Raw genomic sequence first — 22,477 nt, 5'->3', positions numbered from 1 at the left:
TGCGGCGGTGCGCGCCCGGTGACCGCCGGACGCGCTTCCGGCCACTTCCTCCGGCGACCTCGCCGTCAGCCGGTGCGGCGGGAGCGGGCCAGAGCCATCCATCCGCAGACTGCGGCGATCAGCCCCAGCACCAGAGCGGCGGCGCCACCGACCACTCCGTTGCCAGTGCCGGGACCACCGTCGGCGACGGCCAGGTTCAGCGCGCCGACGACCATGCCGGCCAGCCCTGCCACCACCGCCGCGACGGCCATGGTCCGTCTGTTGCCGGTGCGGACACGGCCGGAGGAGTGGGCCAGTGCCAGCCGACCGATGACCACGCCGGCCAGCGCCACGAGCGCGGCCGTGGTGCCCACGAGTCGCCCGGTGGTCAGACTGTGGGAATCGACGGCGACCGACTGAGCCGAGGCGTGCGCGGCCGCCGGTGCGGCCAGCCCGATACCTCCGAGCACGGCGGCCGCGGCGGCGGCGAGCAGGCGACGAACAGACATGCAAGGCACTCCTTTTCTTCCTGCGACCGGGTGTCGTCCGAGCATCTCCTCCGGCCCCACCCACGGTCGTCCGGCGGACGCGGACATTTCGCGCTGCGGCCGATGCGGCAGCCGGCTACCACGGCCGCCGCACGAGGCACGAACGTACTGCGCAGGCGGTAGCCGACCGCTCGTTCACGAGGGGGACTCGCCCGCGGTGGCGGCCAGCTAGGGTGCGCGCATGAGTGCAGGTGAGTACGGCGTTCGGGCCCGGGTCGGAGACTGGGTCCTAGCTGTCGGCGTGACGGCGGCGCTGCTGGTCACCGGGCCGTCCGGGCAGCGTTCCGCCACGGACCTCGCCTTGCTCGGGTACGCCCTGCTGACGACAGGCGGGTTGGCGCTGGGCGCACGCCGCCGGGTTCCCGTCGCCGTCCTGGCCGTCACCGGACTGTGCGCGGTGGGGTACCAGGCGGCCGGATTCGACGTACCCGCCGTCGCGTACCTCTTCGCGGTGTACGCGGCCGTACGGGAAGGACACCGCACCGTCACGGTGGCGGCGAGCGTGCTCATGCTGGCCCTGCTCCCGCTCGCGGCCCTGGCCTCGGGCCTGCACGACACGGGCGAGGCGTTCGCTCAGGCCCGAGGCGCCCTCGAACTCGCCTGGCTGATCGCGGCCGGTGCCGCGGGGGAGGCGCTGCGGCAGGCCGAGCGGCGGGCGGACGAGGCCGAGCGCACCCGGGAGGAGACCGCGCGGCGCCGCGCCGACGAGGAACGGCTCCGTATCGCCCGGGAACTGCACGACTCGCTCACCCACCAGATCTCGGTCATCAAGGTGCAGGCGGAGGCAGCCGTGCACGTGGCCCGCAGGCGGAGCGAGGAGGTGCCGCCTTCCCTGCTGGCGATCCAGGAGGCCGGGCGCGAGGCGAGCCGGGAACTGCGCGCGACGCTGGAGGCGTTGCGCGACGACGACACGGCCCCACCGCGCGGGCTCGACGACGTCCCGGAACTGGTGGAGCGGGCCCGTACGCTCGGCCTGAACGCGACGCTGACGATCGAGGGACAGCGACACGACATGTCGGCCGCGGTCGACCGGACCGTCTACCGGATCGTCCAGGAGTCGCTCACCAACGTGGCCCGGCACGCGGACGCGGCCACGGCGTCGGTCCGCATCGACTGCCGTCCGGACGCCCTCGCGATACGCGTCGACGATGACGGCAGGGCGACGCCGGCCACCGACCCGGTACCCGGCCTCGGGCTGCTCGGCATGCGCGAACGCGTCACAGCACTCGGTGGCCGGCTGCGTGCCGGACCCCGCGGCGGGGGCGGCTTCACCATCCAGGCCGAACTCCCCGTGGACCGGACGTCGTGATCCGCGTCCTGCTGGTGGACGACCAGCCGCTCATTCGCAGCGGATTCCGCGCCCTTCTCGACCTCGAGGACGACATCGCGGTGGTGGCCGAGGCCGCCGACGGCAGCGAGGGCCTGAAACTCGCCAGAGAGCACCTGCCCGACGTCGCGCTCGTCGACATCCGGATGCCGGTCGTCGACGGCATCGAGGCGACCCGGCGCATCGCCGAGGACGCGGCCCTGGCCGGGGTGCACGTCGTCATCCTGACCAACTACGGCCTGGACGAGTACGTCTTCGACGCGCTGCGGGCCGGAGCCGCCGGTTTCCTCGTCAAGGACGTCGTGCCGGAGGACTTCCTGCACGCCGTACGTGTCGCCGCTCGTGGCGACGCCCTGCTGGCACCCTCGATCACCCGCAGACTGATCAGCCGGTACGTCGCCCAGCCGCTCGACACCGGCATCGACACCGGGCTGGAAGAGCTGACCACCCGCGAACGCGAGGCCGTCGTCCTGGTCGCGCGGGGCCTGTCCAACGACGAGATCGCCGACCGCATGGTGATCAGCCCGCTGACCGCGAAAACCCACATCAACCGAGCCATGGCCAAGCTCCATGCCCGCGACCGGGCCCAACTCGTGATCCTGGCCTACGAATCCGGCCTGGTAACCCCACGCAGATCCTGACCCCGCGTCACGCCCACCCGGGGCTGTCCCGGCAGGCCGCCGAGCGGGCTGCCGCCCGTGCCCGCTGCGCAGCCGGGATCCGCTGCACCGAGCCTGGCCGTCTCAGGTGGCGCCATGCGCTGGATCACGACGGGTGGTCGAGGCCGGCACGCTCGTCCCTTTCGGCCAGTTCGGCGTGCCGTACCGGACGACGCGCGGGCCCGCCGAGGGAGTTGGCGCCTCCGCGCTCGGATTCTCACTGCGGGAAGGTCGGCCAGACACCCAGCTTCGTCACTGCTGTGGTGGTGATGCCCGTGGGGCCGCCTCGCAGGAGGAGACTGGTCTGCTCGTAGTCGTTGTCGCCGATCACGAGGTCGGCGTCGCCGTCCCGGTCGGTGTCACGCAGGCGGAGGTTCATGCCGAACCGCTCCCACTGGGTGGGGCTGCCGGGGACGCCGGCGGTGGCGCGGGTGAACCACTGCGAACCCGCGCCGGTCAGCCCCGCCCTGCCGCCGCGCAGGATGTGCACGCCGCCCGCCGAGGCGACCGTGCCGACCTTCTCCTCCTCCGAGCTGACCGCGAGGTCGGGGTAGCCGTCGCGGTTGGTGTCGCCGGCGGAGAGGGTGCCGCCGAAGCCGTCGTCCTTCGTGGCGGCCGTGGCGACGCCCGAAGTGGACTGTGTCAGGCGGTACTTGGTCGTGGGCCCGGACGTGCCGCCGCGGACGACGACGACCGAGCCGGCGCCGCTGTTGTAGCGGGTGTCGCCGACGGCCAGGTCGCCGTAGCCGTTCTTGTCGAAGTCGGCGATGACACCCGCGGGGCTGTAGTCGGGGCTGGTGTTGTTGATCGGGGTGACCTTGGAAGCGGGCTTGACGGTGCTGCCGCCGCGCAGGAACCAGGCGTCCAGGGTCATCTTGTCGTCGCGGTAGCCCTGCCCGAGGACGTACAGGTCGGTGGCCTTGTCGTTGGTGACCTTCCCGGCGACGAGCCCGGAGGGTTCCAGGATGTCGGGCGAGCTGAGTGGCAGGCGGTGCTTGGTGACCGTGCCGGTCGTCCCGGTCTTGGAGAAGCCGCCCCGGAAGACGTACGCGGTGTTGAGGGAGTCGATCACCGCCAGGTCGGGCTTGCCGTCGCCGTTGAAGTCGCCCGTCTCGACACCCTTGCCGAAGCCCCGGCGCTTGACGGCGGCGACGGGAAGCCGGGTGGCCTTCGTGCCGAGGCCGGACGCCGCGCCCCACATGATGGTGACCGCGCCCGAGTCGATCTTGTCGCTCACCTTCTCGGTGAAGTCGGCGACCGCGAGGTCGGCGTAGCCGTCCGCGTTGAGGTCGGCGGCGGCCAGATCCTCACCGAACGCGTCCGCGTAGCCGCCGGCGTCCCCGGCGGTCCCGGGCACGCCCGTGCTGCTCTGGGTGAACGTCTTGGTCACCGTGCCGGGACCGGTGGCGGTCCCGTAGGTGACGGTGAAGGAGCCGCCGTAGGAGGCCTGGGCGTAGTCCCGGTAACCGTCGCCGTTGAAGTCGTCGGCGTACTTCGCGGCCGCGGCCGCTGCAGGGCTCGAGAGGGCCAGCAGCCCTCCGCCGGTGAGGGACACCGCGGTGGCGGTCGCGAGGGCGAGCCGCAGCGGGCGGGGCATCCTGGGCGTGAACATGCGTCTCCTGCGTGCGCGCGGGACCGGCGGGGCCGGCTCCCGGTGATCTTGTGGTGCGGGGTACAGGGGAGACGCGCGGTGGGGGAGAAGGGTTGTATCTCCCGGCCGCTCCTTCGCCTGCCGGTCTCCGTCGGGCCCCACAGCGCGGGGCATCGAAGACGCAACCGCGTGGTCGCCGGGGCGGTGGCCGGGGAGGGCCACTCCGTCCGCCAGGAGGTACGGGGACGCCCAGGGCCGAGGGGGCGGGCTCACAGTCCGCTCACCGGATGGAGTCGGGAGAACTCCTCAGCGAGCATGCCCATCAGAACGAGATGGTGGTGTCTGCCGGCGAAGAACACATGCTCCCGCAGGCGGCCTTCCTCCACGAAACCAAGCCGATGGTGCAGTGCCAGTGAACCCTCGTTGTGCGCGAAGATCCGTGCCTGGCACTTGTGATAGCGCCGCTCGGCGAACATGTACCGCAGCAGCATCACCACGGCCTCTGACGCATAGCCCTTGTGGCGATGGTGGGCACCGATCGTGACGCCGTACTCGAACCAACCAGCACCGGAGTCGGCGTGGTGCGTGCCGACCGTGCCGACCGTCTCTCCCGAGTCCGCGGCCTCGACGGCCAGTTGGAAGCAGTCGCCGTGGGGATCGGCAGCGGCCCGCTCCCTCGCCCAGGCGCGGTAGCCCTCGGCCGAGCGAGGTGGATGCAGCACGTCCCCCAGCCGTTCCTCATCGGCGGCGAAGCGCATGAACGCCGTCCAGTCGTCGGGCTCGATACCGCGCAGGCGTACCCGGGTGCCCGTCCAGAAAGATGCCATCCCACATTCGATCACGCCGCAGCGGACGCGAGTTGACCCGCTCGCCTCCACCCGCGAGACCATCAGCGTCGACGGTGACACCGTCAAGATCGGCACCTAGCCGGTCAAAGCACCGAGCACCGCGCCGGTGGACTTTCCGACGAGCACCAGCCTGGTCGCCGCCCTCGCGGTGACGTGTTGTGAATCGCTCACGAGCGCTGGCGCCACTGGTGCGGAGGCGGTTTCTCTCAGGGGCGCTGCGTCATTGCGGCCGCTGGCTGTCTATGGTCACGTGCATGTCGAGGACCACACCGCAGCGCCCGCTTGATGTTGAGGCGCTCTTCCCGGAGTTGGCGACCTGCCGGGGCACCACCACCCGGCTCCACCCGCGCCCTGGCCGACCGGGCGCGGCGGACAGTTCCGTGGGCGGTCCGCTGCTGTGGCCGACGAACGAACCATGGCCGCTGTGCACCGAGCCGCACAGCCATGCGCGCGGCCGACGCCCGGCGGACATCCACCGGCAGCGGCAGATCCTGGCTTCCGCATGGCTCCGCGAACCGAACCCGGGACCCGCGGACGAAGAACGGTGGCTGCTGGAGCAACTAAGTCAGAAACACCGCGTGTCAGAGGCTGCTGCAACCGACCCACTGCCACTGATCGGCCTCGCACAGCTCTACAGGAGGGACATCCCCGATCTGCCGGCCGGGCCCGACGACTGCGATCTGCTTCAGGTGTTCTGGTGCCCCTTCGACGCCCACGGTCCGACCGGTCACGGCATGCTGCTCGACCTGCGCTGGCGCCGTTCGTGGGAAGTCACCGAGGTGCAAACCTCACCGCCACAGCCTCAGGTCGTCGGCTTCGAGGGGTACGTGCCCGAACCGTGCGTGCTGCACCCGGAGCAGGTGGCCACTTACCCGTTCGCCGGCCTCCTCCCGCAGGACCTGTGCGCCCGGATCGACGACTGGGAAGAAACGCTGGAGGAGGCGGCCGAGCAGTCGGAGAACGACGATGCCGCAGCGCCGGTGGGCTACCAGTACGACCTGTCCATCCCCCCGGGCTGGCGCGTCGGAGGCTTCGCCTCCTGGCACGCCACCGACCCGTCCCCCATGAACTGCCGGACCTGCGCGACACCGATGCACCTGCTGCTGACCATCGACAGCTCGGAATGGGACGGCGGAAGCGGCAGCTGGAAGCCACTGGAAGAACAGGACCTGCTCACCCACCGTTCCGCCACGCCGACCGAGGTCACCGTGGGCCGCTGGGGCGAACTCAACATCTTCGCCTGCCCCGAAGAACCCAGCCACCCGCACCGCTACAGCATCCAATAGATCGCTCGGCGGGTGTCAGGCCAACGCCTCCCGAAGCCAGGACCTTTCGGCGCGGCTGGTGGCTCGAGCGATGGTGAGCATGCCGCGTCGGTAAGGGTCGGCGGTGTCTTCGGTGCCCAACGGGCGGTCACCGTCGTAGAAGAAGCTTGCGGGCTGTTCCAGGAACTCAAGCCGTCGACGCAGCACCGCGTGCTGATCAGCGGTGTCGGGCAGTTGGGAGAGGAAGGCCAGGATCGTGAAGTACCGGGCGCTGTCGCTGATGTTCAGGCCGTTGGCGTCGCGTAGTCGGCTCAGCAGCTCGCAGCGGCCGGCGTCGGTCAGGCTCAGAGTGTGCCGCTGAGCGGCCGAGGAGCCCGGTTCAGTCCGCCGGTTGAGGAGCCCGGCGCTGATGAGTCGGCTGATCGCCGGGTAGAGGCTGCCGTCGCTGATCGGCCGGGCATGACCGGACAAGTGCGCTATGCGATGCCGCAGTTGATAGCCGTGCAGCGGCCCATCGGCGAGGAATCCCAGTATCGCGAGTTCGAGCATGCTGCTACTCTCGCACATCGAAACGAGGTACCTCGAAGCGATGTATGAGGCGGGGGATGACATACACCGAGGAATGGGTCACCGAGCGGGCACGCAGCGCCTACGAGCGCGGCCGGGCATCGTTCGACCTGCGGCCTGAACGAACCGCGCTGCTGGTCATCGACATGCAAGACGAATTTGTCCAGCCCGGCTGGAGTCCCTACTGGGTGCCCGCGGCCACCCGCATGGCACCGCGTCTGCGTCAACTGGTTGAAGATTGCCGGGCCGTATCCGTTCCGGTGATCTGGACAATCTTCGACGACACCCATCTCGGGCTGGACCGGCCGCACGCCCTGCGGTTCCTCCCGCATGCCGACACCGACTGGCATCGACCGGGCCCTGCCGAGGTGTGGGCCCCGATGGGCCGTCACCCCGACGAAGCCGTGATCCGCAAGCCCTCCTACGGGGCGTTCTACGACACCCCGCTCGACACGATGCTGCGCAACCTTGGCCGCGACACGGTCATCGTCACGGGGACGCTCACCAATTACTGCTGCGGCACCACGGCCCGGCAGGCATACGAACGCGGCTACAAGGTGGTCTTCGGATCAGACCTCACGGCCACCGATGATGAGGCCCGGCAAGAGCCCGAACTCGCCGTTCTACGCAAGGGCTTCGCCCTCGTGCTGACCGCAGACGAGATCGCTGACCGACTGGCCGTAGCGCCCTCGGCGTCCAAGGACGAGGAGCGGGCGAACGTCGTCTGATCCGGCAATGAACCCTCCGGCTCGCACCGCTGACCGCCAGTGATCACTCACTGAACAGAGGGCTCCGCTCTTCCTCGGCCGTCCGACCCGTGACCGACGCTTCAAGAATCGGCCCCGAAGAAGGGTCTCCGGGAGGCGCTCCTGGGCGATCTACGGTCTCCGCGGGCCTGCCACGTGGTAGGCAGGAGCGGTGATCGGACGCCTCCCGCTCGACGAGCAGCTCGCTGCCCTGAAGTCTGCGCTGTCCCGCAACGAAGTGCTGCTGGAGGTGCTGCACCGCACTGCGGGGCTGGAGCTGCCTGACTGGTACCTGACGGCGGGGTGCCTGTTCCAGACCGTCTGGAACGTGGCCACCGACAGGGACCCCACGTTCGGGATCAAGGATTACGACGTCTTCTACTTCGACGATCAGGACCTGTCCTGGGAGGCAGAGGACGCAGTGACGAAGGCCGCCGACGAAGTCTTCGCCGGGCTACTCGCCGAGGTCGAGGTACGCAACGAGGCTCGAGTCCACCTTTGGTACGAGCAGAAGTTCGGCGTCGTGTGCCCTCCTCACCTTTCCACAACGAGTGGCTGTGACCAGCGCCTCCCGGCCAGACCCTAGGAGCGGATGAGCGTGCGGGCTTGCTCGACCCACCCCGACACGGCCTCACGTCTACCGGTCCCCGTTGGACGACGGCAGAGCCGAGGCTGTCTCCAAGCCCCGGAAGAGACGGAGATCTGTGGACGGCCGCGCTCACACACCCTGGTCGCCGGCATCTGCCGGAGAGGCTGAAGAGCGGTTGCTAGCGTTCGCCCCCGTGAGTGACAGCGTGTACGTGGGCAACGCGGGCAAGGATGCGGCACTGGATCGAGGGTGGCTCCTCGGGCACTTCAAGGACGTCGGAGACCCGCGCCACAGCGAGGCCGTAGAGATCAAGTGGGGCGTCCACCCCCGTGCCGACGCGCGATCGCAGTGGGTGAGGGGTGAGGAGCGCACGGCTCTCCTGGTTCTCATCCGCGGCCGCTTCCGCGTCGAACTGCCCGGCCGCAGTGTCCTTCTGGACAAGCAGGGCGATTACGTCGTGTGGGGGCGCGGAGTCGATCACTCATGGTTCGCGGAAGAAGAGTCGGTGGTACTGACGGTCCGATGGCCGTCCGTGCCCGGCTACGCGGCGGCTGAGAAGGACCAGGCGCAACCGCAGACCTGACACGAGGAACTCCCGCGGCGCCGGCGGGGCATGGACAGGCGTCCGAGCGAGCCAGGAGGACGTCCGTCCCCGAAGTCACTCAGGGGCCATCGCGCCCCCGCGCAGTTCCCGGGCCCGAAGCGCGAGCTGCATCTCGAACCGCGCCTCCGGGTCGTGCAGCAACTCGCCGAACAGCTCGTCGAGCTGACGCATCCGGTACCGGACCGTCTGCGGGTGCACCGCGAGACGCGCGGCCACCTCGGCGACGCCCCGGCCGGACCGCAGCAGGGCCAGCAGGGTCTCCGCCAGCCGCTCCCGCTGCGGCGGACGCACCCGTTCGAGCGGGCGCAGCCGGCGCTCGGCCATGGCGTCCAGCAGCGCTTCGTCGCGCAGGAGCAGCAGCGCGGGCAGGTGGTCCTGGCAGCGCGTCACGCCACCGGCCGGGTCCGTGCCCGCCAGCACCCCGCGCCGGACGAGGCCCAGGGCCTCCGTCGCCCAGCGCAGCGATCTCGCCCCTTCGTGCAGCGCCACCGGTGGCCCCATGGCGGCGGGCAGTCCCTGGAGCGCCCCGGCCACCGCACGCGCCCGGCCCGGGCCCTCCGGATCGGGCACCACCAGCAGCGCGGGCTGCACGTCGAACCGGGTGAGGAACTCCGGCGGCACGATCGGAGCCGCACCGGATCCCGGGTCCACCGCCACCACCGCCACCACCGCCACCGTCCGCGGCACCGTCCAGCGCGCGGCGTGCGCCAGATCGGCGATCGCCCCCGCCGGGGCCGGCGGATCGGCGGTCAGCAGGTCCACCAACCGGGCCCGGCGCTGCTGGAGTTCACCGGCCGCGTGCAGCCGGGCCTCGGTGTAGGCCGCGGTCGCGGCGGCCGCCATCTCGTCCAGGTGCAGGAACAGCGCCTCGCCGAAGGCGCCCAGCACATCGCGGGGGAGCAGCCCCTCGTCCACCAGCGCGTTGACCCGGCGCCAGGTCACCCGGGCACCGAGCCGCAGCGCCGACTGGAACGAGTCCAGGCTGCGGCCCTCCTCGGCCTCCCCGCGGCCGATGCGCTCGTACGTCTCCTTGACCGGCTGCCAGTCGGTGTCCGGCTGTGCCATCCGCTCCAGCAGTCCGCGCAGCGCGTGGTCCACGCCACGGTGCACGCCCTGCATGTACGTGTCGTCCATCGGGCGCGCGTATTCGGCGATCTGGGTCCCGATGGCGCGGACGACCTCCTCGGTGATCTCGGCTGCGTACGGTCTGAGGCGGTCGGGAAGTCCAGGGGGCAACGCCTTGAACGGGCCGCCCGTGTCGACACCCACCGCTGCGGCTCTCTTCGGCACGGCGGTGACGATACCCGCGAGTAACCCGCACGCGCTCATCACCGAGCGACAGTTGTGGGGGCCACCTCTGTGCGCCGGTGACAGACGTCCCCGCGGACGGCGGCCCGGACACGCCTTGATCGCCTCCGTGCGCGGACGGACGGCGGGCGGTCACACTTGACGGCGTTCGCACGTCGTACGAGCGAGAACCGATGCCGAGGAGGCACGACCATGACCCCGCCGCCCGCCCGCACCGCCGAACAGCGCAAGAAGGACACCATCCACCGGCTGGAGCACGACGTGGACGCCTGGGTGGCCACCGCGGGCGCGGACGGCGGCGCCCCCTACCTCGTCCCGCTGTCCTTCGTCTGGGACGGCGCCACGCTGCTGATCGCCACCCCGGCCGAGAGCCCCACCGGGCGCAACCTGGCGGCCACCGGGCGGGCCAGGCTGGGCATCGGGCCGACCCGCGACGTCGTCATCGTCGAGGGCACCGTACGGGCCGTGGCCCCCGAGGACCTGCCGGAGGAGGACGCCGAGGTCTTCGCCGGAAAGACCGGCTTCGACCCGCGCCGGCTCACCACCCGCTACCTGTACTTCAACGTGCTCCCGCGGCGCGTCCAGGCCTGGCGCGAGGAGAACGAACTGGAGGGACGGGAGCTGATGCGTGACGGAGCGTGGCTGGTCGCCGACTGAATCGGCGGGACGGGGATATCAGCAGGGAGACAGAGAAGGACGCAAACTCCCCGGGAGGAAACATGCCCCTCGTGACCGCGGGCGTCGTGGTGCTGGACTGTGCCGAGCCGGAGAAACTCGCCGAGTTCTACCGGCAGTTGCTGGACGGCGAACAGATCGGCGCGTCCGCCAACCTGGTGGAGATCCGGGGCGGTGACGGTCTCCGGCTCGCCTTCCGGCGGGACGCCAACGCGACCCCGCCGAGCTGGCCGCGCCCGGAGAACTCCCTGCAGGCCCATCTGGAGTTCCTGGTGGCCGACCTGGACGAGGCGGAGCGCCGGGTGGTGGGGCTCGGCGGCCGGCCGGTCGAGGCGGGTGACCCGGCGGGGACGTACGAGGAACGCGGCTTCGCCGACCCCGCCGGGCACTCCTTCACCCTGCGCCTCGTGCCGTCGCCGGCACCCAAGCAGGGCTGAGGGGGACTCCTCAGTCCCGGCCGCTCTTCTCCTTGGCCGGCCACACACCCGTGGTCCGCTCGATGGCCTTGGCCCCGGTGCGGTCCACGGCGCTGCGCACCACCGCGAAGATGGCACCCTGGACCGCGGCCGCGAGCAGGATCTCGCCCCAGCCGCGGTCCGGGTCCAGCGCGTCGGGCGCGTCCTCCTCGTGCCGGAACGCCATCCACGCCTTGCGGAAGGCCATGCCCGCAAGCGTTCCGCCCGCCCAGCTCAGCACGAACCCGACCGGCTGGTAGACGAGAGGGAGCTTCTTCTTCTTTGTCTTCGCCATGGAGGACTCCTTCCTCGTCATACGGTCATCATGCGGGGCGTCCTCGCGCCGCCACTCGTTCGCCCGGGGCCGGCGGACCCGGCGGCTTCCCCTCCCCGAACGGCCGTCCCCCCAGCCCCTGCCGGTGATGCGGGGTCAGCCAGCCGCCCAGGTCCGGGCCGAGCGGCACGATCCCGGTGGGGTTGATGCCGGTGTGCACCTGGTAGTAGTGCCGCTTGATGTGGTCGAAGTCCACCGTGTCGCCGAAGCCGGGCGTCTGGAACAGGTCCCGGGCGTACGCCCACAGCACCGGATTCTCCGCCAGCTTCCAGCGGTTGCACTTGAAGTGGCCGTGGTAGACCGCGTCGAACCGGACCAGCGTGGTGAACAGCCGGATGTCCGCCTCGGTGATCGTGTCGCCGACCAGGTAACGCTGCCCGGCGAGCCGTTCGGCGAGCAGTTCCAGCCGCCGGAAGACCGCCGCGCACGCCTCCTCGTACTCCTCCTGGTGGGTGGCGAACCCGGCGCGGTACACCCCGTTGTTGACGTCCGCGTAGACCTCCGCCATCACCGCGTCGATCTCGTCGCGCCGGCCGGCCGGGTAGAGGTCCGGCGCGCCCTCGCGGTGCAGTTCCGTCCACTCGGTGGCCAGGTCGAGGGTGAGTCGCTGGTAGTCGTTGGTGACGAGCCTGCCGCTGGGCACGTCCACGACGGCGGGCACGCTCACCCCGCCCGGATATCCCGTCTCCCGCTTGTCGTAGGCCTCGCTGAGGAAACGGATTCCGAGCACCGGGTCACGACCCCCGGGGTCCAGGGTGAACCGCCAGCTCCGGTCGTCCTGGACGGGGTCGGCGACCGCCATGGGCAGGGCGTCCTCCAGACCCAGCAGCCGGCGCGAGACGACGGCCCGGCTCGCCCACGGACACGCGCGGGAGACCACCAGCCGGTACCGCCCGGCGGCGACCGGCCAGCCGTCCCGGCCGTCGGCGGTGATCCGGTCACCGAAATGGCTTCTGGACCGGCTGAACGTCTTGTGGCCGTAGGCGCTGTTGCCGTCGCCGCCCATCTCTCCTCCTCGCCGTCGCGCGGACGCGTCTTCCCGCCACCACGCGTTCCCCTTTTTCGCCCTTCGGCACGGTGTGATCCGGTGCAGCGGGGGCAGTCGGCACCAGGTGAGTGGGACATCCTCTGATGAGCAGACGGCCGCGCGGACGGCCGAGGACCGGAACGGCGAGAAGGACACCCGGCGCACGGGCGGAAAGGGCGGCGACCATCACACCAAGGTCACCGTGCTGGTCGCGCTGGCCGCGAACCTGGTCATCGCCGTGGCCAAGGCCGCAGGCGGGGTGCTCGCGGGCTCGCCCGCGCTGCTGTCGGAGGCCGCGCACTCCGTCGCGGACAGCCTCAACGAGGTCTTCCTGCTGGCCGCGTTGCGGCGCAGCAGCCGTCCCGCCGACCGGCGGCACCCCTTCGGCTACGGCAAGGAGCGGTTCTTCTGGTCCCTCCTCGCGGCGGTCGGGATCTTCGTGATGGGCGGCTGCTTCTCCTTCTTCCAGGGCTTCGAGGCGCTGCGCAGCGGCACGGAGGAGAAGTTCAGCGGCTATGTGGCGGGCCTGATCGTGCTGGGCGTGGCGCTGCTCGCCGAGGGCGCCTCGCTGCTGCGGGCCCTGCACCAGGTGCGGCGGCAGGGCGGGCGCCGGGCCGCGCTGCGCGACCCGGCGCTGCGCACGGTCGTCGCCGAGGACGGCACCGCCGTCCTCGGTGTGACCCTCGCCCTCATCGGCATGGCCCTGCACATGGTGACCGGCCAGGTCGTCTGGGAGGCCTCCGCCTCGATCGCCATCGGCGCGCTGCTGGTGTACGTGGCCTACCGGCTGGGCCGTGACGCCCGGGACCAGCTCATCGGCGAGGCGGCCGACCCGGAGCTGAGCGGCAGGATCCGCTCGCTGCTCGAGGCCCAGCCGGAGATCGACAGCGTGGAGTCGCTGCTCACGATGAAGATGGGCCTCGACTCCACCCTGGTCGCCGCCCGCATCGACCTGGTGCCGGGTCTGGACAGTGAGCGGGTGGAGGAGGTCTCCGTGCGGATCAAGCGGTCGATCGCCAGCACGGTTCCGGCCGCCGACCACATCTACCTCGACGTGACCGACCGGCCGGCGCAGGAGGCACGAAGCGGCCCCGCCGCGACGGGGGAGCGCGGCGAGGCCTGACGCACGGGTGCCCGACCCCGGACGGGTTCATGCCCGCGGGAGCGGATTTTTCTCGAAGGCGCCGCTGCCCGGCCGGAACCGGCTGCGGGCGGCGGGCAGCCCACGTCAGGCGGCGTCGAGCGGCTCCAGGACGAACACCGGAATCTCCCGGGACGTCTTGCGCTGGTAGTCCGCGTACGACGGGAACGCGGCCACCGCCCGCTCCCACCACTCGGCCTTCTCCGCGCCGGTGACCTCCCGGGCCCGCATGTCCCGCTTTCCGGCCCCGTCCTGCAGCTCGACGTGCGGGTCCGACTTCACGTTGAAGTACCAGACCGGGTGTTTGGGCGCACCGCCCAGCGAGGCGACCGCCGCGTACCGGCCGTCGTGCTCGACCCGCATCAGCGGCGTCTTGCGGATCTTGCCGCTCCGGGCGCCCCGGGTGGTCAGCACGATGACCGGGAGCCCGGTGTCCCGCAGCGTCGTGCCCTCGGTGCCCCCGGAACTCTCGTACAGATCGACCTGCTCGCGCACCCACTGCGTCGGGCTGGGTTCGTACTCGCCCTCAAGTGGCATGGGATCCGTCATCTCCTTCGTCGGTCCGGCGGATGGTGCTCCGGACGGCCACAACACGCGCGGCCGCCCGGATCATCCGTACCGCGTGCCCCGTCACCCGCGCGGGTGAACCCCGGCCCGGCTAGGTGGTCATCCGCACCGCCAGCACCAGGATCACGGCGCTGGAGAACAACGCCGTCGCCAGCCGCCCCCGGTGGCCGGTCAGGGAGCGGCCCAGCAGCGCGCCTCCGCCGGCCAGCAGCAACTGCCAGCTCGCGGACGCGGCGAAGGCCGCCGCCACGAACGCCGCCCCCTCCAGCGGCCCTCCGCCCCGCGCGGTGCCGCCGAGCACCAGCGCCGCGAAGTAGACGACCGTCATGGGATTGAGCAGGGTGATCCCGAGAAGACCGAGATACGCCCGTGCCGCGCCGGGAACCGGCCGCTCGGGACGGGTGGTGAGCCGCTGGGCGCGGTACTGCCGCAGGGCGAGCAGCGCGGCCCGCACCGCGAGCACCGTGAGGACCAGGGCCGAAGCCCAGCGCAGCGGGTTCAGCACCGGCCGCAGCTCCGCCGCGAGGGCGGCGCCGCCGAGAGTGGCGAGCAGTGCGTACAGGCCGTCGGCCGTGGCGACGCCGAGCGCCGCCGAGGCGCCGGTGCGCAGCGAGGTGCGGGCGGTGAGGGAGACCAGATAGGTCCCGACCGCGCCCACGGGTACGGCGATGCCGTACCCCGCGAGCAGGCCCGCGAGCAGCGCGCCCGTCATGGGCGCGCTGGGCCGGGCCTTCCGGGACGGCCGGGCTGCTGTCGGCCCGGCACCGCGAGGACGGTGGCAGCGGGCGTCGGCAGGAGGGAGTCTGTAAGAAGCATGGGCCGATCCTGGGGTCGCCGCGCCCGCACCGGCAAATGAATTTCGGCGCGTTCCCTTCCCTGGCCAGCACGCTCTTCGGCCACATCACGGCGTACGCCGATCTGGCCGAACTTGCCGTCGCCCCATAGGTGCCTCGGGCATCTAATGAAGATCGGCACGACGCACCTCTTCGTCTGCGAGGTCTTTCCATGACGGAACTGACGGACATCACCGGCCCGGGGACCCCGGCCGACCCCGTCGCCTTCCCCCAGGACCGCACCTGCCCCTACCACCCGCCCACCGGATACGACCCGCTGCGCGACGGGCGGAGCCTGTCCCGCGTCACCCTCTTCGACGGCCGTGAGGTCTGGATGGTCACCGGCCACGCCACCGCCCGCGCGCTGCTCGCCGACCCCCGCCTGTCCACCGACCGCACCCGCCCCGGCTTCCCCGTGCCCACCGCCCGCTTCGCGGCCGTCCGCGACCGCCGGGTGGCGCTGCTCGGCGTGGACGACCCCGTCCACCAGACCCAGCGGCGGATGATGATCCCGTCGTTCACCCTCAAGCGCGCGGCCGGGCTGCGCCCCACCATCCAGCGGACCGTCGACGGACTGCTGGACGCGATGATCGAGAAGGGCCCGCCGGCCGAGCTGGTCTCCGCCTTCGCCCTGCCCGTGCCCTCCATGGTCATCTGCGGACTGCTCGGCGTGCCGTACGCCGACCACGAGTTCTTCGAGGAGCAGTCCCGAACGCTGCTGCGCGGCCCCACGGCCGCCGACTCGCAGGGGGCGCGCGAGCGGCTGGAGGAGTACCTCGGCGGGCTGATCGACGACAAGGAGCGGCAGGCCGGATCCGGCGACGGCGTCCTGGACGACCTCGTCCACCAGCGGCTGCGCACCGGCGAACTGGACCGCCGGGACGTGGTGGCGCTGGCCGTCATCCTGCTGGTGGCCGGCCACGAGACGACCGCCAACATGATCTCCCTCGGCACCTACACGCTGCTGCGGCACCCCGGCCGGCTGGCCGAGCTGCGCGCCGACCCGGCGCTGCTGCCCGCCGCCGTCGAGGAGCTGATGCGGATGCTCTCGATCGCGGACGGGCTGCTCCGCCTGGCCCTGGAGGACATCGAGGTCGCCGGTAGCACGATCCGGGCCGGCGAGGGCGTCCTCTTCGCCACCTCGGTGATCAACCGCGACGAGTCCGTGTTCGCCGACCCCGACACCCTGGACTTCCACCGCTCTACCCGCCACCACGTGGCCTTCGGCTTCGGCATCCACCAGTGCCTGGGCCAGAACCTGGCCCGCGCCGAACTGGAGATCGCCCTCGGCGCCCTCCTGGAGCGGCTCCCCGGGCTCCGGCTGGCCGCGCCCGCCGAGGAGATCCCGTTCAAACCCGGCGACACGATCCAGGGGATGCTGGAACTCCCCGTGACCTGGTAAGAGGCTCTGGTCATGCACATCGACATCGACAAGGACCGCTGTATCGGCGCCGGGCAGTGCGCGCTGGCCGCGCCGGGCGTGTTCACCCAGGACGACGACGGCTACAGCACCCTGCTTCCCGGCCGTGAGGACGGCGGGGGCGACCCCATGGTCCGGGAGGCGGCCCGTGCCTGCCCGGTGAGCGCGATCAGGGTGACCGAACCGGCGGGCTGAGGGGGCCCGGGCGGACCCGGGCCGCGGCCGGGGCCGCCCTTCCCGGTTCAGTAGGGTCGTGCGATGACCTCACAGGCCGGCAAGCCCTTCCTCTACGTCATCGTCTGCGCGGCCGGGATCGCCGCCGGAGTCACCCGGCTCATCGGTGCCGCCCGGGAACGGGGCTGGGAGGTCGGGGTCATAGCCACCCCGGTCGCGATGGGCGGGTTCTTCGACACGGCGGCCGTCGAGGAGCTGACGGGCCGTCCGATCCGCTCGGCCTGGCGCTCGCCGGCCGATCCGCGCCCGTTCCCGCCGCCGGACGCCGTGGTGGTGGCGCCCGCCACCTTCAACACCGTCAACAAGTGGGCGGCCGGCCTCGCCGACACGCTCGCCGTGGGCACGCTCTGCGAGGCGGCGGGTCTCGGCGTGCCGATCGCCGTCCTGCCCTGTGTGGCGGACGCGCTGGCCGCCCACCCCGCGTACCGGGAGAGCCTGGTCCGGCTGCGCGGGATGGGCGTCCGCTTCGGTGAGCCGTACGCCGGCCCGCCCGGGGAGGACGACGGACGGCCCGCCTTCGCCTGGGAGAGCGCCCTGGACCTGCTGGAGCGGCCCTGAACCCGCTCCTTCGTGGCTAACCGCAGGTCAGCATCGGCCCGGCCAGCATGCCGCCGGTGTAGAGGTCCTGGCCCCGCGGCACCCAGTAGCCCAGCTTCGAGACCACGGTGGAGCAGTCCGGCCCGACGGTGACACGGACCTTCACCTTCTCCGGGCGGCCAGGCTGCAGCGCGGTCAGCGCGCAGTCAAGGGAGTGCGCGAGCCGGGTCTTCGAGGGGTACCGGCCGACCAGCGGGTTGACGCAGCGGGCGTCGTCCGTGGCGATCCGCACACCGGTGGCCGCCTCGCCGATGAGCCCGAGCCGGGCGCTGCCGTCGCCCTCGTCGCTGTCCCGCCGGACCGTGTAGGTCAGCGTGGTGGTCGCGTTGCGCCGCAGGGTGGTCCGGTCGACGGTGACGGCGTGCGTGGGCTTCGCCTTGGGCGCGGTCACGGTGAGCGTGGCCTCGACGGTGCCCCGCAGGTCGACACCGGCGGGCGCCGACCGCACGCGCACGTCGGCGGTGATGTCGTACGTACCGGGGCCCGGGTACTCCTGTGCGCCCGGCAGCGTTCCGTCGGCCAGCGTCCGGCCGGCGCGGTGCGCCGTCCAGGTGCCCTCGGTCCGGCAGGTGTAGCGCACCCGGACGCCGGCGCGCCGGCAGCTCGCCGGGGCGGAGACCGTGAACTGCGGGGAGCCGCTGCCCGCGCAGATGCTGACGACGGCCAGCTGCCCGTGTGCGCCGCGCAGGGTACCGGCGGGCGCGCACAGGGTGGACGGCTCTTCGGCCGCACGGGACGGTGACGGCGGCGCGGACGGCACGGCGGCGGGCTGCGCCAGAGCGGGGGTGACGAGGGCGAGGGGCAGCAGCGCCGCCCCCGCCAGGCTTTTCAGGATGGTGGGACGTGTCGGCACCTGGTGTCCTCCGGGCGGCCGGGACCGGCCGACTGCCGGTCGTCTGGGGCCGAGGATGAGCTGACAGTACGACTGTCGGACCGCGCCACGCCGGATCGGTCACCGGCAGGCGGCACGGCACGAGGGCCGGTCGGCCCCCTCAGCGCACCTTGCGGACGTATTCCGGCGCGTCGGGTGTGGAGACGTCCACGTCGCGGCGGACGATGCTCAGCCGGCCGCCCCAGCGCGCGAGGGCCTTGCGCAGGCCCCGGTCGGTGTACTCGATGTCCACCACGAGGTCGTCGAACGCCTTGGCGTACACCTCGCACTCGTCGTACTGCCCGCACTCCTCGGTGACCGCGAAGTCCAGCCCGGCCGCCCCGCGCCGGCCGGTCAGTTCGACGGTGTTCTTCTGCCCGACGGCCAGCTCCCGGGTGTGCGCGTGGCCCGTGAGCAGGCGCATGAACGCGGTCGCGTCGGCGGCGGTGAGCAGATGCTTCGACCGGGTGTAGCTGTCGTAGTTGTCGGGCTCCACCGCGTCGAAGCCCTTCTTCGCGCAGCCGTCGGTCCACCGGTTCACCCGCGCCGCCACCCGGCTCCGCTTGGCGGGGGTGCGGATGTCCAGCAGTGGTTCGTTCCAGTCCCCGTCGATGACGAGCCTGCCCCGGCCGTCGCGCAGCAGCAGGTCCGCGGGCCAGTCGGCACGTTCCTGGGGCTGGGCCTGGAAGGCGTTGACGTAGCAGATGTTGTACAGGCCGGGCGCGGGGGAGTCGGACCTGTCGCGGCTGACGACGCGGACCCCGCGGGCCGGGGGATAGGCGCCGCCGATCTGGTAGTCGAAGCCGGCGTGCCGCGGCGGCAGGCGGTACGTCAGGGGCTTCGCGGTCCTCGCCGGGCCGCCGGAGCCGCAGCCGGCCGGCGCGGTCGCGGCGAGGACCAGGGCGAGCAGGGCGGCGCCGGCCGTCGTCCCCCGGCCCTCCGCCCGGAAGGCACCCTTCGTCCGCACGTCCACTCCGTCGCATCGCCGTCATGGCCCCGCTCCGGACCGGGCGTGGCACGTCCGGAAATCCAACCCTCCGCCCGCGGCCGTGGTCAAGTCGGCGCCGGGGGCCCGACGTACGCTCCTGAGTGACCATCGCCCCTGAAGGCAGGAGCAGCAACGATGCAGTACGTGAAGCTCGGTTCGACGGGCCTGGACGTGTCGCGGATCTGTCTGGGCTGCATGACCTACGGCCTGCCCGACCGTGGTACGCACGAGTGGACGCTCGACGAGGCGGCGTCCCGTCCGCTGATCCGGCAGGCGCTGGAGGCGGGCGTCAACTTCTTCGACACCGCCAACGTCTACTCCGACGGCACCAGCGAGGAGATCGTCGGGAAGGCGCTGCGTGACTTCGCCGACCGCGACGAGATCGTGCTGGCCACCAAGGTGCACGGCCGGACACGGCCGGGCCCCAACGGCCAGGGCCTGTCCCGCAAGGCCGTCCTGACCGAGATCGACCACAGCCTGCGCCGTCTCGGCACCGACTACGTGGACCTCTACCAGATCCACCGCTACGACCACACCACTCCCGTCGAGGAGACGATGGAGGCGCTGCACGACGTGGTCAAGGCGGGCAAGGCCCGCTACATCGGCGCGAGTTCGATGTACGCCTGGGAGTTCGCCAAGGCCCAGCACACGGCCGACCTGGGTGGCTGGACCCGGTTCGTGTCCATGCAGAACCACTACAACCTGCTCTACCGCGAGGAGGAGCGGGAGATGCTCCCGCTCTGCGCCGACCAGGGCGTGAGCACGCTGCCGTGGAGCCCGCTCGCCCGCGGCCGGCTCACCCGCGACTGGGGCACGGTCACCGGGCGCAGCGCGGGCGACGCCTTCGGCAGCCGCCTGTACCTGGAGGGCGACCGTGCGATCGTCGAGGCGGTGACCCGGATCGCCGAGGCGCGGGGTGTGCCGCGCGCACAGGTGGCACTGGCCTGGCTGCTGCACCAGGACACCGTGGCCGCGCCGATCGTCGGCGCCGCCCGGCCGGGGCACATCGAGGACGCGGTGGCGTCCGTCGAACTCGAACTCAGTGAGAAGGAGATGGAGGAACTCCAGCAGCCCTACACCCCGCGCGCCATCAGCGGCCACTGACGGCCGGTGCCGGTCCGCGCGAGGCTCCCCCCTGGCCGCGCGGACCGGCGCCGAGTGGCCGCCGGAGGCCGGTGAGCGGGTGTGAACGGCGGTAATGCGACGCAAAGGCTTTCTTGACAAATTGTCAAAACGGCAACCGCCGGTATTCCGTTGTTCGGAACTGGGAGATCTCTTGTTCGCTAGTGCCTGACTGTGTAAAAGTGTGCGCTGTCGGCGCGCAGACAATTACATTTTCCGCTGCATGCGCCAGGCCGCTCCGTACGCCCCCACGCTTCAAAAGAGCTGCCCCGGCGGCGTTCGAGATGCCGAATCCTGTCCATACCCCTTGGTATGGACTAATTTCCGTGTCGCGTCTGGAGGAATGCAGCGGTGAATGACGCAGGCAGGTCGGATTTCGCGCCGACCGGCCGCCGGTTCGAAGTCCCGGACGAGCGGCTGAGCGCCGAACTGAGGAAGTGGACGGGAACGTCACCCGCGCTGCACCCGGTCGGCGAACTCCTTGACCGGCACTGGGAAGCGGCCTTCGCGTACGCCCGGCTGTGCACCGACGGGCCCCGGGCCGCCGGCATGCTCACCACCGCCGCCTTCACCCGGCTGTTCGGCGAGTCCATCAGGCAGTCGGGCCCGTCCGCCGCCTGGCGGCCCCATCTGCTGGTCACCGTCCGCCGGATAGCCGCCGAGTGGGACGGCGACGGCCGGCAGGAACTGCTGCACCCCGCCCTGCGTACGAACCCCGCCACCGGTGAGCGTGCCTCGGCCCGGCTGCTCCCGCCGTCCGGCCGGCGGCTGCTGTCCCGAGCCTTCCAGCGGCTGCCCCAGTCCGCCCGCGCCGTGCTGTGGCACATCGAGGTCGAGGCCGAACCCCTCGCCGTTCCGGCCGCGTTGCTGGGCCAGGACGAGGAGGAGACCGGCGTCGAACTCGGCCGCGCCCGGGACCGGCTGCGCGAGGAATGCCTCCAGGCGCACCGCGAACTCGCCCCCGAGACCGAGTGCCGGCGGTACCTGCGCATGCTGGACGTCACCTTCCGGCGCGGCGGTGCCGACATCGACCCCGATCTGCAAGGGCACCTGGCCGGCTGCCGGCACTGCCGGCAGACCGCCGACCAACTCGCCCAGTTCAACACGGGACTCGGCCTCGCCCTCGCCGAGGCCGTGCTCGGCTGGGGCGCCCGCGCCTACCTGGAGGCACGCGCCACCCTCCCCGACGCGGCCACCGACCCCCGGCCCGAACCGGCCCCCGCGCCGCCCCGCGGCGAGGCCTTCGCCACCGCGCCGTCCCGCGGGGGCGCGCCCTCCACTCCGGCCGGCGCACCCCCGCCCGGCCCCTCCGGCCGGTCCGCGCACCGGGCCGCCCGCCGCGCGCGCCGCCGCCACCTCGCCCTCGCCGTCGCCGCGGTGAGCGGCCTGGTCGTGCTGCCGCTCGTGCTGTGGTCGGTGCTCGGTTCGGACGACGGCCCGGCCCCCGCCCCCGGCGCCACCCCTTCCCGGACACCGGGCAAGGGCAGCCCCGACGCGGGCCCGTCCTGGGCCGGCTCCAGCGGGACCACCCAGGGGGCGCTGCGCGGCCGGCTGCACAACCTCGCCTCCGGCCTGTGCGTGGACGTCGTCGGGGACAAGGCCGTCAAGGGCGCCGAGACCGAACTCACCGCCTGCTCCTCGGCCCCCGTCCAGCAGTGGAGTTACGAGACCGACGGGCTGCTGCGCAACGCCTCCGCACCGGATCTGTGCCTGGACTCCCGCCTCGGCTACTCGGTCCGGCTCGCCCCCTGCTCGGCCACCGCCGAGGCCGCCAAGGACATCCGCTACGACTTCACCCTCCAGGGCGCCCTCGTGCCCCGCTCCGACCAGGACCTGGCGCTCGCCCCGGCCGCCACCGACGGCTCCGGCGCCCTCGTGCTCAAGATCCGCACCGCGACCTCCGTCCAGCGCTGGAGCGTCGACACCGCGAGCCCCGACCTGGAGATGCAGATCGTCAACTGGGACATCGACAGCACTCCCGCACCGTCCCCGTCGGACAGGGTCACGCCCAGGGCCGCGAAGTCCCCGTCCCCGTCGCCGACCCCGACGGCGGCCCGGAGCACCGCTCCGCCGCCGGATTCACCCGGTCCCAGCCCCGACTTCTGCTCGGTCCACCCGTCCTACTGCTCCTGGGGCGGTGGCGGATACGGCGGAGGCGGCGGACACCACCACCACTGACCCG

At 72.0% G+C, this 22,477-nt stretch carries 24 protein-coding genes and 1 pseudogene; 14 read left to right on the top strand and 11 right to left on the bottom strand.

The features are described from left to right. Positions 1 to 65: 65 nt before the first annotated feature. Positions 66 to 488, bottom strand: coding sequence for a DUF6223 family protein (locus ABZ478_RS18845; protein ID WP_359550700.1), 423 nt, complete (start codon positions 486 to 488; stop codon positions 66 to 68). Between the two features lie 220 nt (positions 489 to 708). On the opposite strand from ABZ478_RS18845, the gene ABZ478_RS18840 reads away from it, so the two are divergent. Together ABZ478_RS18840 and ABZ478_RS18835 are read left to right on the top strand one after the other, a co-directional pair. Next, complete coding sequence (locus ABZ478_RS18840; protein ID WP_359550697.1) at positions 709 to 1,836, top strand: sensor histidine kinase; 1,128 nt, start codon at positions 709 to 711, stop codon at positions 1,834 to 1,836. Beyond that, a complete protein-coding gene (locus tag ABZ478_RS18835) occupies positions 1,833 to 2,495 on the top strand; it encodes a response regulator transcription factor (protein WP_359550695.1) in 663 nt (220 codons plus the stop codon). Before ABZ478_RS18840 ends, ABZ478_RS18835 begins: the two co-directional genes overlap by 4 nt. A gap of 235 nt (positions 2,496 to 2,730) precedes the next feature. On the opposite strand, the gene ABZ478_RS18830 is transcribed toward ABZ478_RS18835, so the two are convergent. Both ABZ478_RS18830 and ABZ478_RS18825 read right to left on the bottom strand, forming a co-directional pair. Further along, the gene (locus tag ABZ478_RS18830; RefSeq protein WP_359550693.1) at positions 2,731 to 4,125 is read right to left on the bottom strand and encodes a VCBS repeat-containing protein; all 1,395 of its coding nucleotides are present in this window, start codon (positions 4,123 to 4,125) and stop codon (positions 2,731 to 2,733) included. A 248-nt stretch (positions 4,126 to 4,373) separates the two neighbouring features. Beyond that, positions 4,374 to 5,012 carry a GNAT family protein gene (locus ABZ478_RS18825; RefSeq protein ID WP_359550868.1) on the bottom strand — a complete coding sequence of 213 codons (639 nt, stop codon included), beginning with the start codon at positions 5,010 to 5,012 and terminating at the stop codon, positions 4,374 to 4,376. A 194-nt stretch (positions 5,013 to 5,206) separates the two neighbouring features. Here ABZ478_RS18825 and ABZ478_RS18820 point away from each other — a divergent pair, with 194 nt between their 5' ends. Continuing rightward, entirely contained in the window at positions 5,207 to 6,238 is a 1,032-nt protein-coding gene (locus ABZ478_RS18820) for a hypothetical protein (protein ID WP_359550691.1), read from the top strand. Positions 6,239 to 6,253: 15 nt separating this feature from the next. Here the strand turns inward: ABZ478_RS18820 and ABZ478_RS18815 are convergent, their stop codons facing one another. Then, a complete protein-coding gene (locus ABZ478_RS18815; RefSeq protein ID WP_359550689.1) occupies positions 6,254 to 6,766 on the bottom strand; it encodes a PadR family transcriptional regulator in 513 nt (170 codons plus the stop codon). Between the two features lie 56 nt (positions 6,767 to 6,822). Between ABZ478_RS18815 and ABZ478_RS18810 the strand changes: the two genes are divergently transcribed. The 3 genes and pseudogenes from ABZ478_RS18810 (at position 6,823) to ABZ478_RS18800 (ending at position 8,702) form a co-directional block, all read left to right on the top strand. Beyond that, on the top strand, positions 6,823 to 7,512 hold the full coding sequence (locus ABZ478_RS18810) for an isochorismatase family cysteine hydrolase (protein ID WP_359550686.1): 690 nt from the start codon (positions 6,823 to 6,825) through the stop codon (positions 7,510 to 7,512). Positions 7,513 to 7,702: 190 nt separating this feature from the next. Continuing rightward, positions 7,703 to 8,083 (top strand): annotated as a pseudogene (locus ABZ478_RS18805) (nucleotidyltransferase family protein); the annotation flags it as partial. 229 nt (positions 8,084 to 8,312) lie between these two features. Beyond that, the gene (locus tag ABZ478_RS18800; protein WP_359550684.1) at positions 8,313 to 8,702 is read left to right on the top strand and encodes a signal peptidase I; all 390 of its coding nucleotides are present in this window, start codon (positions 8,313 to 8,315) and stop codon (positions 8,700 to 8,702) included. A gap of 75 nt (positions 8,703 to 8,777) precedes the next feature. Here ABZ478_RS18800 and ABZ478_RS18795 read toward each other — a convergent pair whose 3' ends face one another. Beyond that, complete coding sequence (locus tag ABZ478_RS18795) at positions 8,778 to 10,013, bottom strand: helix-turn-helix domain-containing protein (protein ID WP_359550681.1); 1,236 nt, start codon at positions 10,011 to 10,013, stop codon at positions 8,778 to 8,780. 210 nt (positions 10,014 to 10,223) lie between these two features. Here ABZ478_RS18795 and ABZ478_RS18790 point away from each other — a divergent pair, with 210 nt between their 5' ends. Both ABZ478_RS18790 and ABZ478_RS18785 read left to right on the top strand, forming a co-directional pair. Beyond that, positions 10,224 to 10,688 (top strand): pyridoxamine 5'-phosphate oxidase family protein, encoded by a 465-nt coding sequence (locus tag ABZ478_RS18790; RefSeq protein ID WP_358933213.1) that lies wholly within the window; start codon positions 10,224 to 10,226, stop codon positions 10,686 to 10,688. A 62-nt stretch (positions 10,689 to 10,750) separates the two neighbouring features. Further along, a complete protein-coding gene (locus ABZ478_RS18785) occupies positions 10,751 to 11,143 on the top strand; it encodes a VOC family protein (protein WP_359550678.1) in 393 nt (130 codons plus the stop codon). A gap of 10 nt (positions 11,144 to 11,153) precedes the next feature. Here ABZ478_RS18785 and ABZ478_RS18780 read toward each other — a convergent pair whose 3' ends face one another. Together ABZ478_RS18780 and ABZ478_RS18775 are read right to left on the bottom strand one after the other, a co-directional pair. Continuing rightward, positions 11,154 to 11,456 (bottom strand): DUF4235 domain-containing protein, encoded by a 303-nt coding sequence (locus ABZ478_RS18780; protein WP_359550675.1) that lies wholly within the window; start codon positions 11,454 to 11,456, stop codon positions 11,154 to 11,156. 28 nt (positions 11,457 to 11,484) lie between these two features. Continuing rightward, positions 11,485 to 12,501, bottom strand: coding sequence for a glutathione S-transferase C-terminal domain-containing protein (locus tag ABZ478_RS18775; RefSeq protein ID WP_359550673.1), 1,017 nt, complete (start codon positions 12,499 to 12,501; stop codon positions 11,485 to 11,487). A gap of 106 nt (positions 12,502 to 12,607) precedes the next feature. Between ABZ478_RS18775 and ABZ478_RS18770 the strand changes: the two genes are divergently transcribed. Beyond that, positions 12,608 to 13,645 (top strand): cation diffusion facilitator family transporter, encoded by a 1,038-nt coding sequence (locus tag ABZ478_RS18770; protein WP_359550671.1) that lies wholly within the window; start codon positions 12,608 to 12,610, stop codon positions 13,643 to 13,645. A gap of 105 nt (positions 13,646 to 13,750) precedes the next feature. Here the strand turns inward: ABZ478_RS18770 and ABZ478_RS18765 are convergent, their stop codons facing one another. Together ABZ478_RS18765 and ABZ478_RS18760 are read right to left on the bottom strand one after the other, a co-directional pair. Then, positions 13,751 to 14,200, bottom strand: coding sequence for a nitroreductase family deazaflavin-dependent oxidoreductase (locus ABZ478_RS18765; RefSeq protein ID WP_359550669.1), 450 nt, complete (start codon positions 14,198 to 14,200; stop codon positions 13,751 to 13,753). Between the two features lie 121 nt (positions 14,201 to 14,321). Beyond that, entirely contained in the window at positions 14,322 to 14,942 is a 621-nt protein-coding gene (locus ABZ478_RS18760; protein ID WP_359550667.1) for a LysE family transporter, read from the bottom strand. A gap of 293 nt (positions 14,943 to 15,235) precedes the next feature. Between ABZ478_RS18760 and ABZ478_RS18755 the strand changes: the two genes are divergently transcribed. From ABZ478_RS18755 to ABZ478_RS18745, 3 genes are all read left to right on the top strand, one after another. Next, positions 15,236 to 16,465 carry a cytochrome P450 gene (locus tag ABZ478_RS18755; protein WP_359550666.1) on the top strand — a complete coding sequence of 410 codons (1,230 nt, stop codon included), beginning with the start codon at positions 15,236 to 15,238 and terminating at the stop codon, positions 16,463 to 16,465. A gap of 12 nt (positions 16,466 to 16,477) precedes the next feature. Beyond that, positions 16,478 to 16,678, top strand: coding sequence for a ferredoxin (locus ABZ478_RS18750; protein WP_143637306.1), 201 nt, complete (start codon positions 16,478 to 16,480; stop codon positions 16,676 to 16,678). Positions 16,679 to 16,741: 63 nt separating this feature from the next. Further along, a complete protein-coding gene (locus ABZ478_RS18745) occupies positions 16,742 to 17,275 on the top strand; it encodes a flavoprotein (protein WP_359550663.1) in 534 nt (177 codons plus the stop codon). A 16-nt stretch (positions 17,276 to 17,291) separates the two neighbouring features. Here ABZ478_RS18745 and ABZ478_RS18740 read toward each other — a convergent pair whose 3' ends face one another. Then, positions 17,292 to 18,167, bottom strand: coding sequence for a hypothetical protein (locus ABZ478_RS18740; protein ID WP_359550660.1), 876 nt, complete (start codon positions 18,165 to 18,167; stop codon positions 17,292 to 17,294). Positions 18,168 to 18,306: 139 nt separating this feature from the next. Continuing rightward, positions 18,307 to 19,152, bottom strand: coding sequence for an endo alpha-1,4 polygalactosaminidase (locus tag ABZ478_RS18735; protein ID WP_359550658.1), 846 nt, complete (start codon positions 19,150 to 19,152; stop codon positions 18,307 to 18,309). A gap of 156 nt (positions 19,153 to 19,308) precedes the next feature. Here ABZ478_RS18735 and ABZ478_RS18730 point away from each other — a divergent pair, with 156 nt between their 5' ends. Further along, complete coding sequence (locus ABZ478_RS18730) at positions 19,309 to 20,277, top strand: aldo/keto reductase (RefSeq protein ID WP_359550656.1); 969 nt, start codon at positions 19,309 to 19,311, stop codon at positions 20,275 to 20,277. Positions 20,278 to 20,646: 369 nt separating this feature from the next. Next, the gene (locus tag ABZ478_RS18725) at positions 20,647 to 22,473 is read left to right on the top strand and encodes a ricin-type beta-trefoil lectin domain protein (protein WP_359550654.1); all 1,827 of its coding nucleotides are present in this window, start codon (positions 20,647 to 20,649) and stop codon (positions 22,471 to 22,473) included. Positions 22,474 to 22,477 lie beyond the last annotated feature (4 nt).

This window comes from Streptomyces sp. NPDC005706, assembly GCF_040631045.1.
Lineage (GTDB): Bacteria > Actinomycetota > Actinomycetes > Streptomycetales > Streptomycetaceae > Streptomyces.
The sequence above is the reverse complement of the archived record's forward strand: the minus strand, read 5'-3'. Positions and strand labels throughout refer to the sequence as shown.

What these genes read in the sequence shown, in the direction of transcription:
- ABZ478_RS18760 (WP_359550667.1), bottom strand. Translation starts at nt 14,942, where the DNA reads ATGACGGGCGCGCTGCTCGCGGGCCTGCTCGCGGGGTACGGCATCGCC.
- ABZ478_RS18790 (WP_358933213.1), top strand. Translation starts at nt 10,224, where the DNA reads ATGACCCCGCCGCCCGCCCGCACCGCCGAACAGCGCAAGAAGGACACC.
- ABZ478_RS18810 (WP_359550686.1), top strand. Translation starts at nt 6,823, where the DNA reads ATGACATACACCGAGGAATGGGTCACCGAGCGGGCACGCAGCGCCTAC.
- ABZ478_RS18745 (WP_359550663.1), top strand. Translation starts at nt 16,742, where the DNA reads ATGACCTCACAGGCCGGCAAGCCCTTCCTCTACGTCATCGTCTGCGCG.
- ABZ478_RS18775 (WP_359550673.1), bottom strand. Translation starts at nt 12,501, where the DNA reads ATGGGCGGCGACGGCAACAGCGCCTACGGCCACAAGACGTTCAGCCGG.
- ABZ478_RS18765 (WP_359550669.1), bottom strand. Translation starts at nt 14,200, where the DNA reads ATGCCACTTGAGGGCGAGTACGAACCCAGCCCGACGCAGTGGGTGCGC.
- ABZ478_RS18785 (WP_359550678.1), top strand. Translation starts at nt 10,751, where the DNA reads ATGCCCCTCGTGACCGCGGGCGTCGTGGTGCTGGACTGTGCCGAGCCG.
- ABZ478_RS18780 (WP_359550675.1), bottom strand. Translation starts at nt 11,456, where the DNA reads ATGGCGAAGACAAAGAAGAAGAAGCTCCCTCTCGTCTACCAGCCGGTC.
- ABZ478_RS18820 (WP_359550691.1), top strand. Translation starts at nt 5,207, where the DNA reads ATGTCGAGGACCACACCGCAGCGCCCGCTTGATGTTGAGGCGCTCTTC.
- ABZ478_RS18755 (WP_359550666.1), top strand. Translation starts at nt 15,236, where the DNA reads ATGACGGAACTGACGGACATCACCGGCCCGGGGACCCCGGCCGACCCC.
- ABZ478_RS18815 (WP_359550689.1), bottom strand. Translation starts at nt 6,766, where the DNA reads ATGCTCGAACTCGCGATACTGGGATTCCTCGCCGATGGGCCGCTGCAC.
- ABZ478_RS18830 (WP_359550693.1), bottom strand. Translation starts at nt 4,125, where the DNA reads ATGTTCACGCCCAGGATGCCCCGCCCGCTGCGGCTCGCCCTCGCGACC.
- ABZ478_RS18845 (WP_359550700.1), bottom strand. Translation starts at nt 488, where the DNA reads ATGTCTGTTCGTCGCCTGCTCGCCGCCGCCGCGGCCGCCGTGCTCGGA.
- ABZ478_RS18730 (WP_359550656.1), top strand. Translation starts at nt 19,309, where the DNA reads ATGCAGTACGTGAAGCTCGGTTCGACGGGCCTGGACGTGTCGCGGATC.
- ABZ478_RS18750 (WP_143637306.1), top strand. Translation starts at nt 16,478, where the DNA reads ATGCACATCGACATCGACAAGGACCGCTGTATCGGCGCCGGGCAGTGC.
- ABZ478_RS18840 (WP_359550697.1), top strand. Translation starts at nt 709, where the DNA reads ATGAGTGCAGGTGAGTACGGCGTTCGGGCCCGGGTCGGAGACTGGGTC.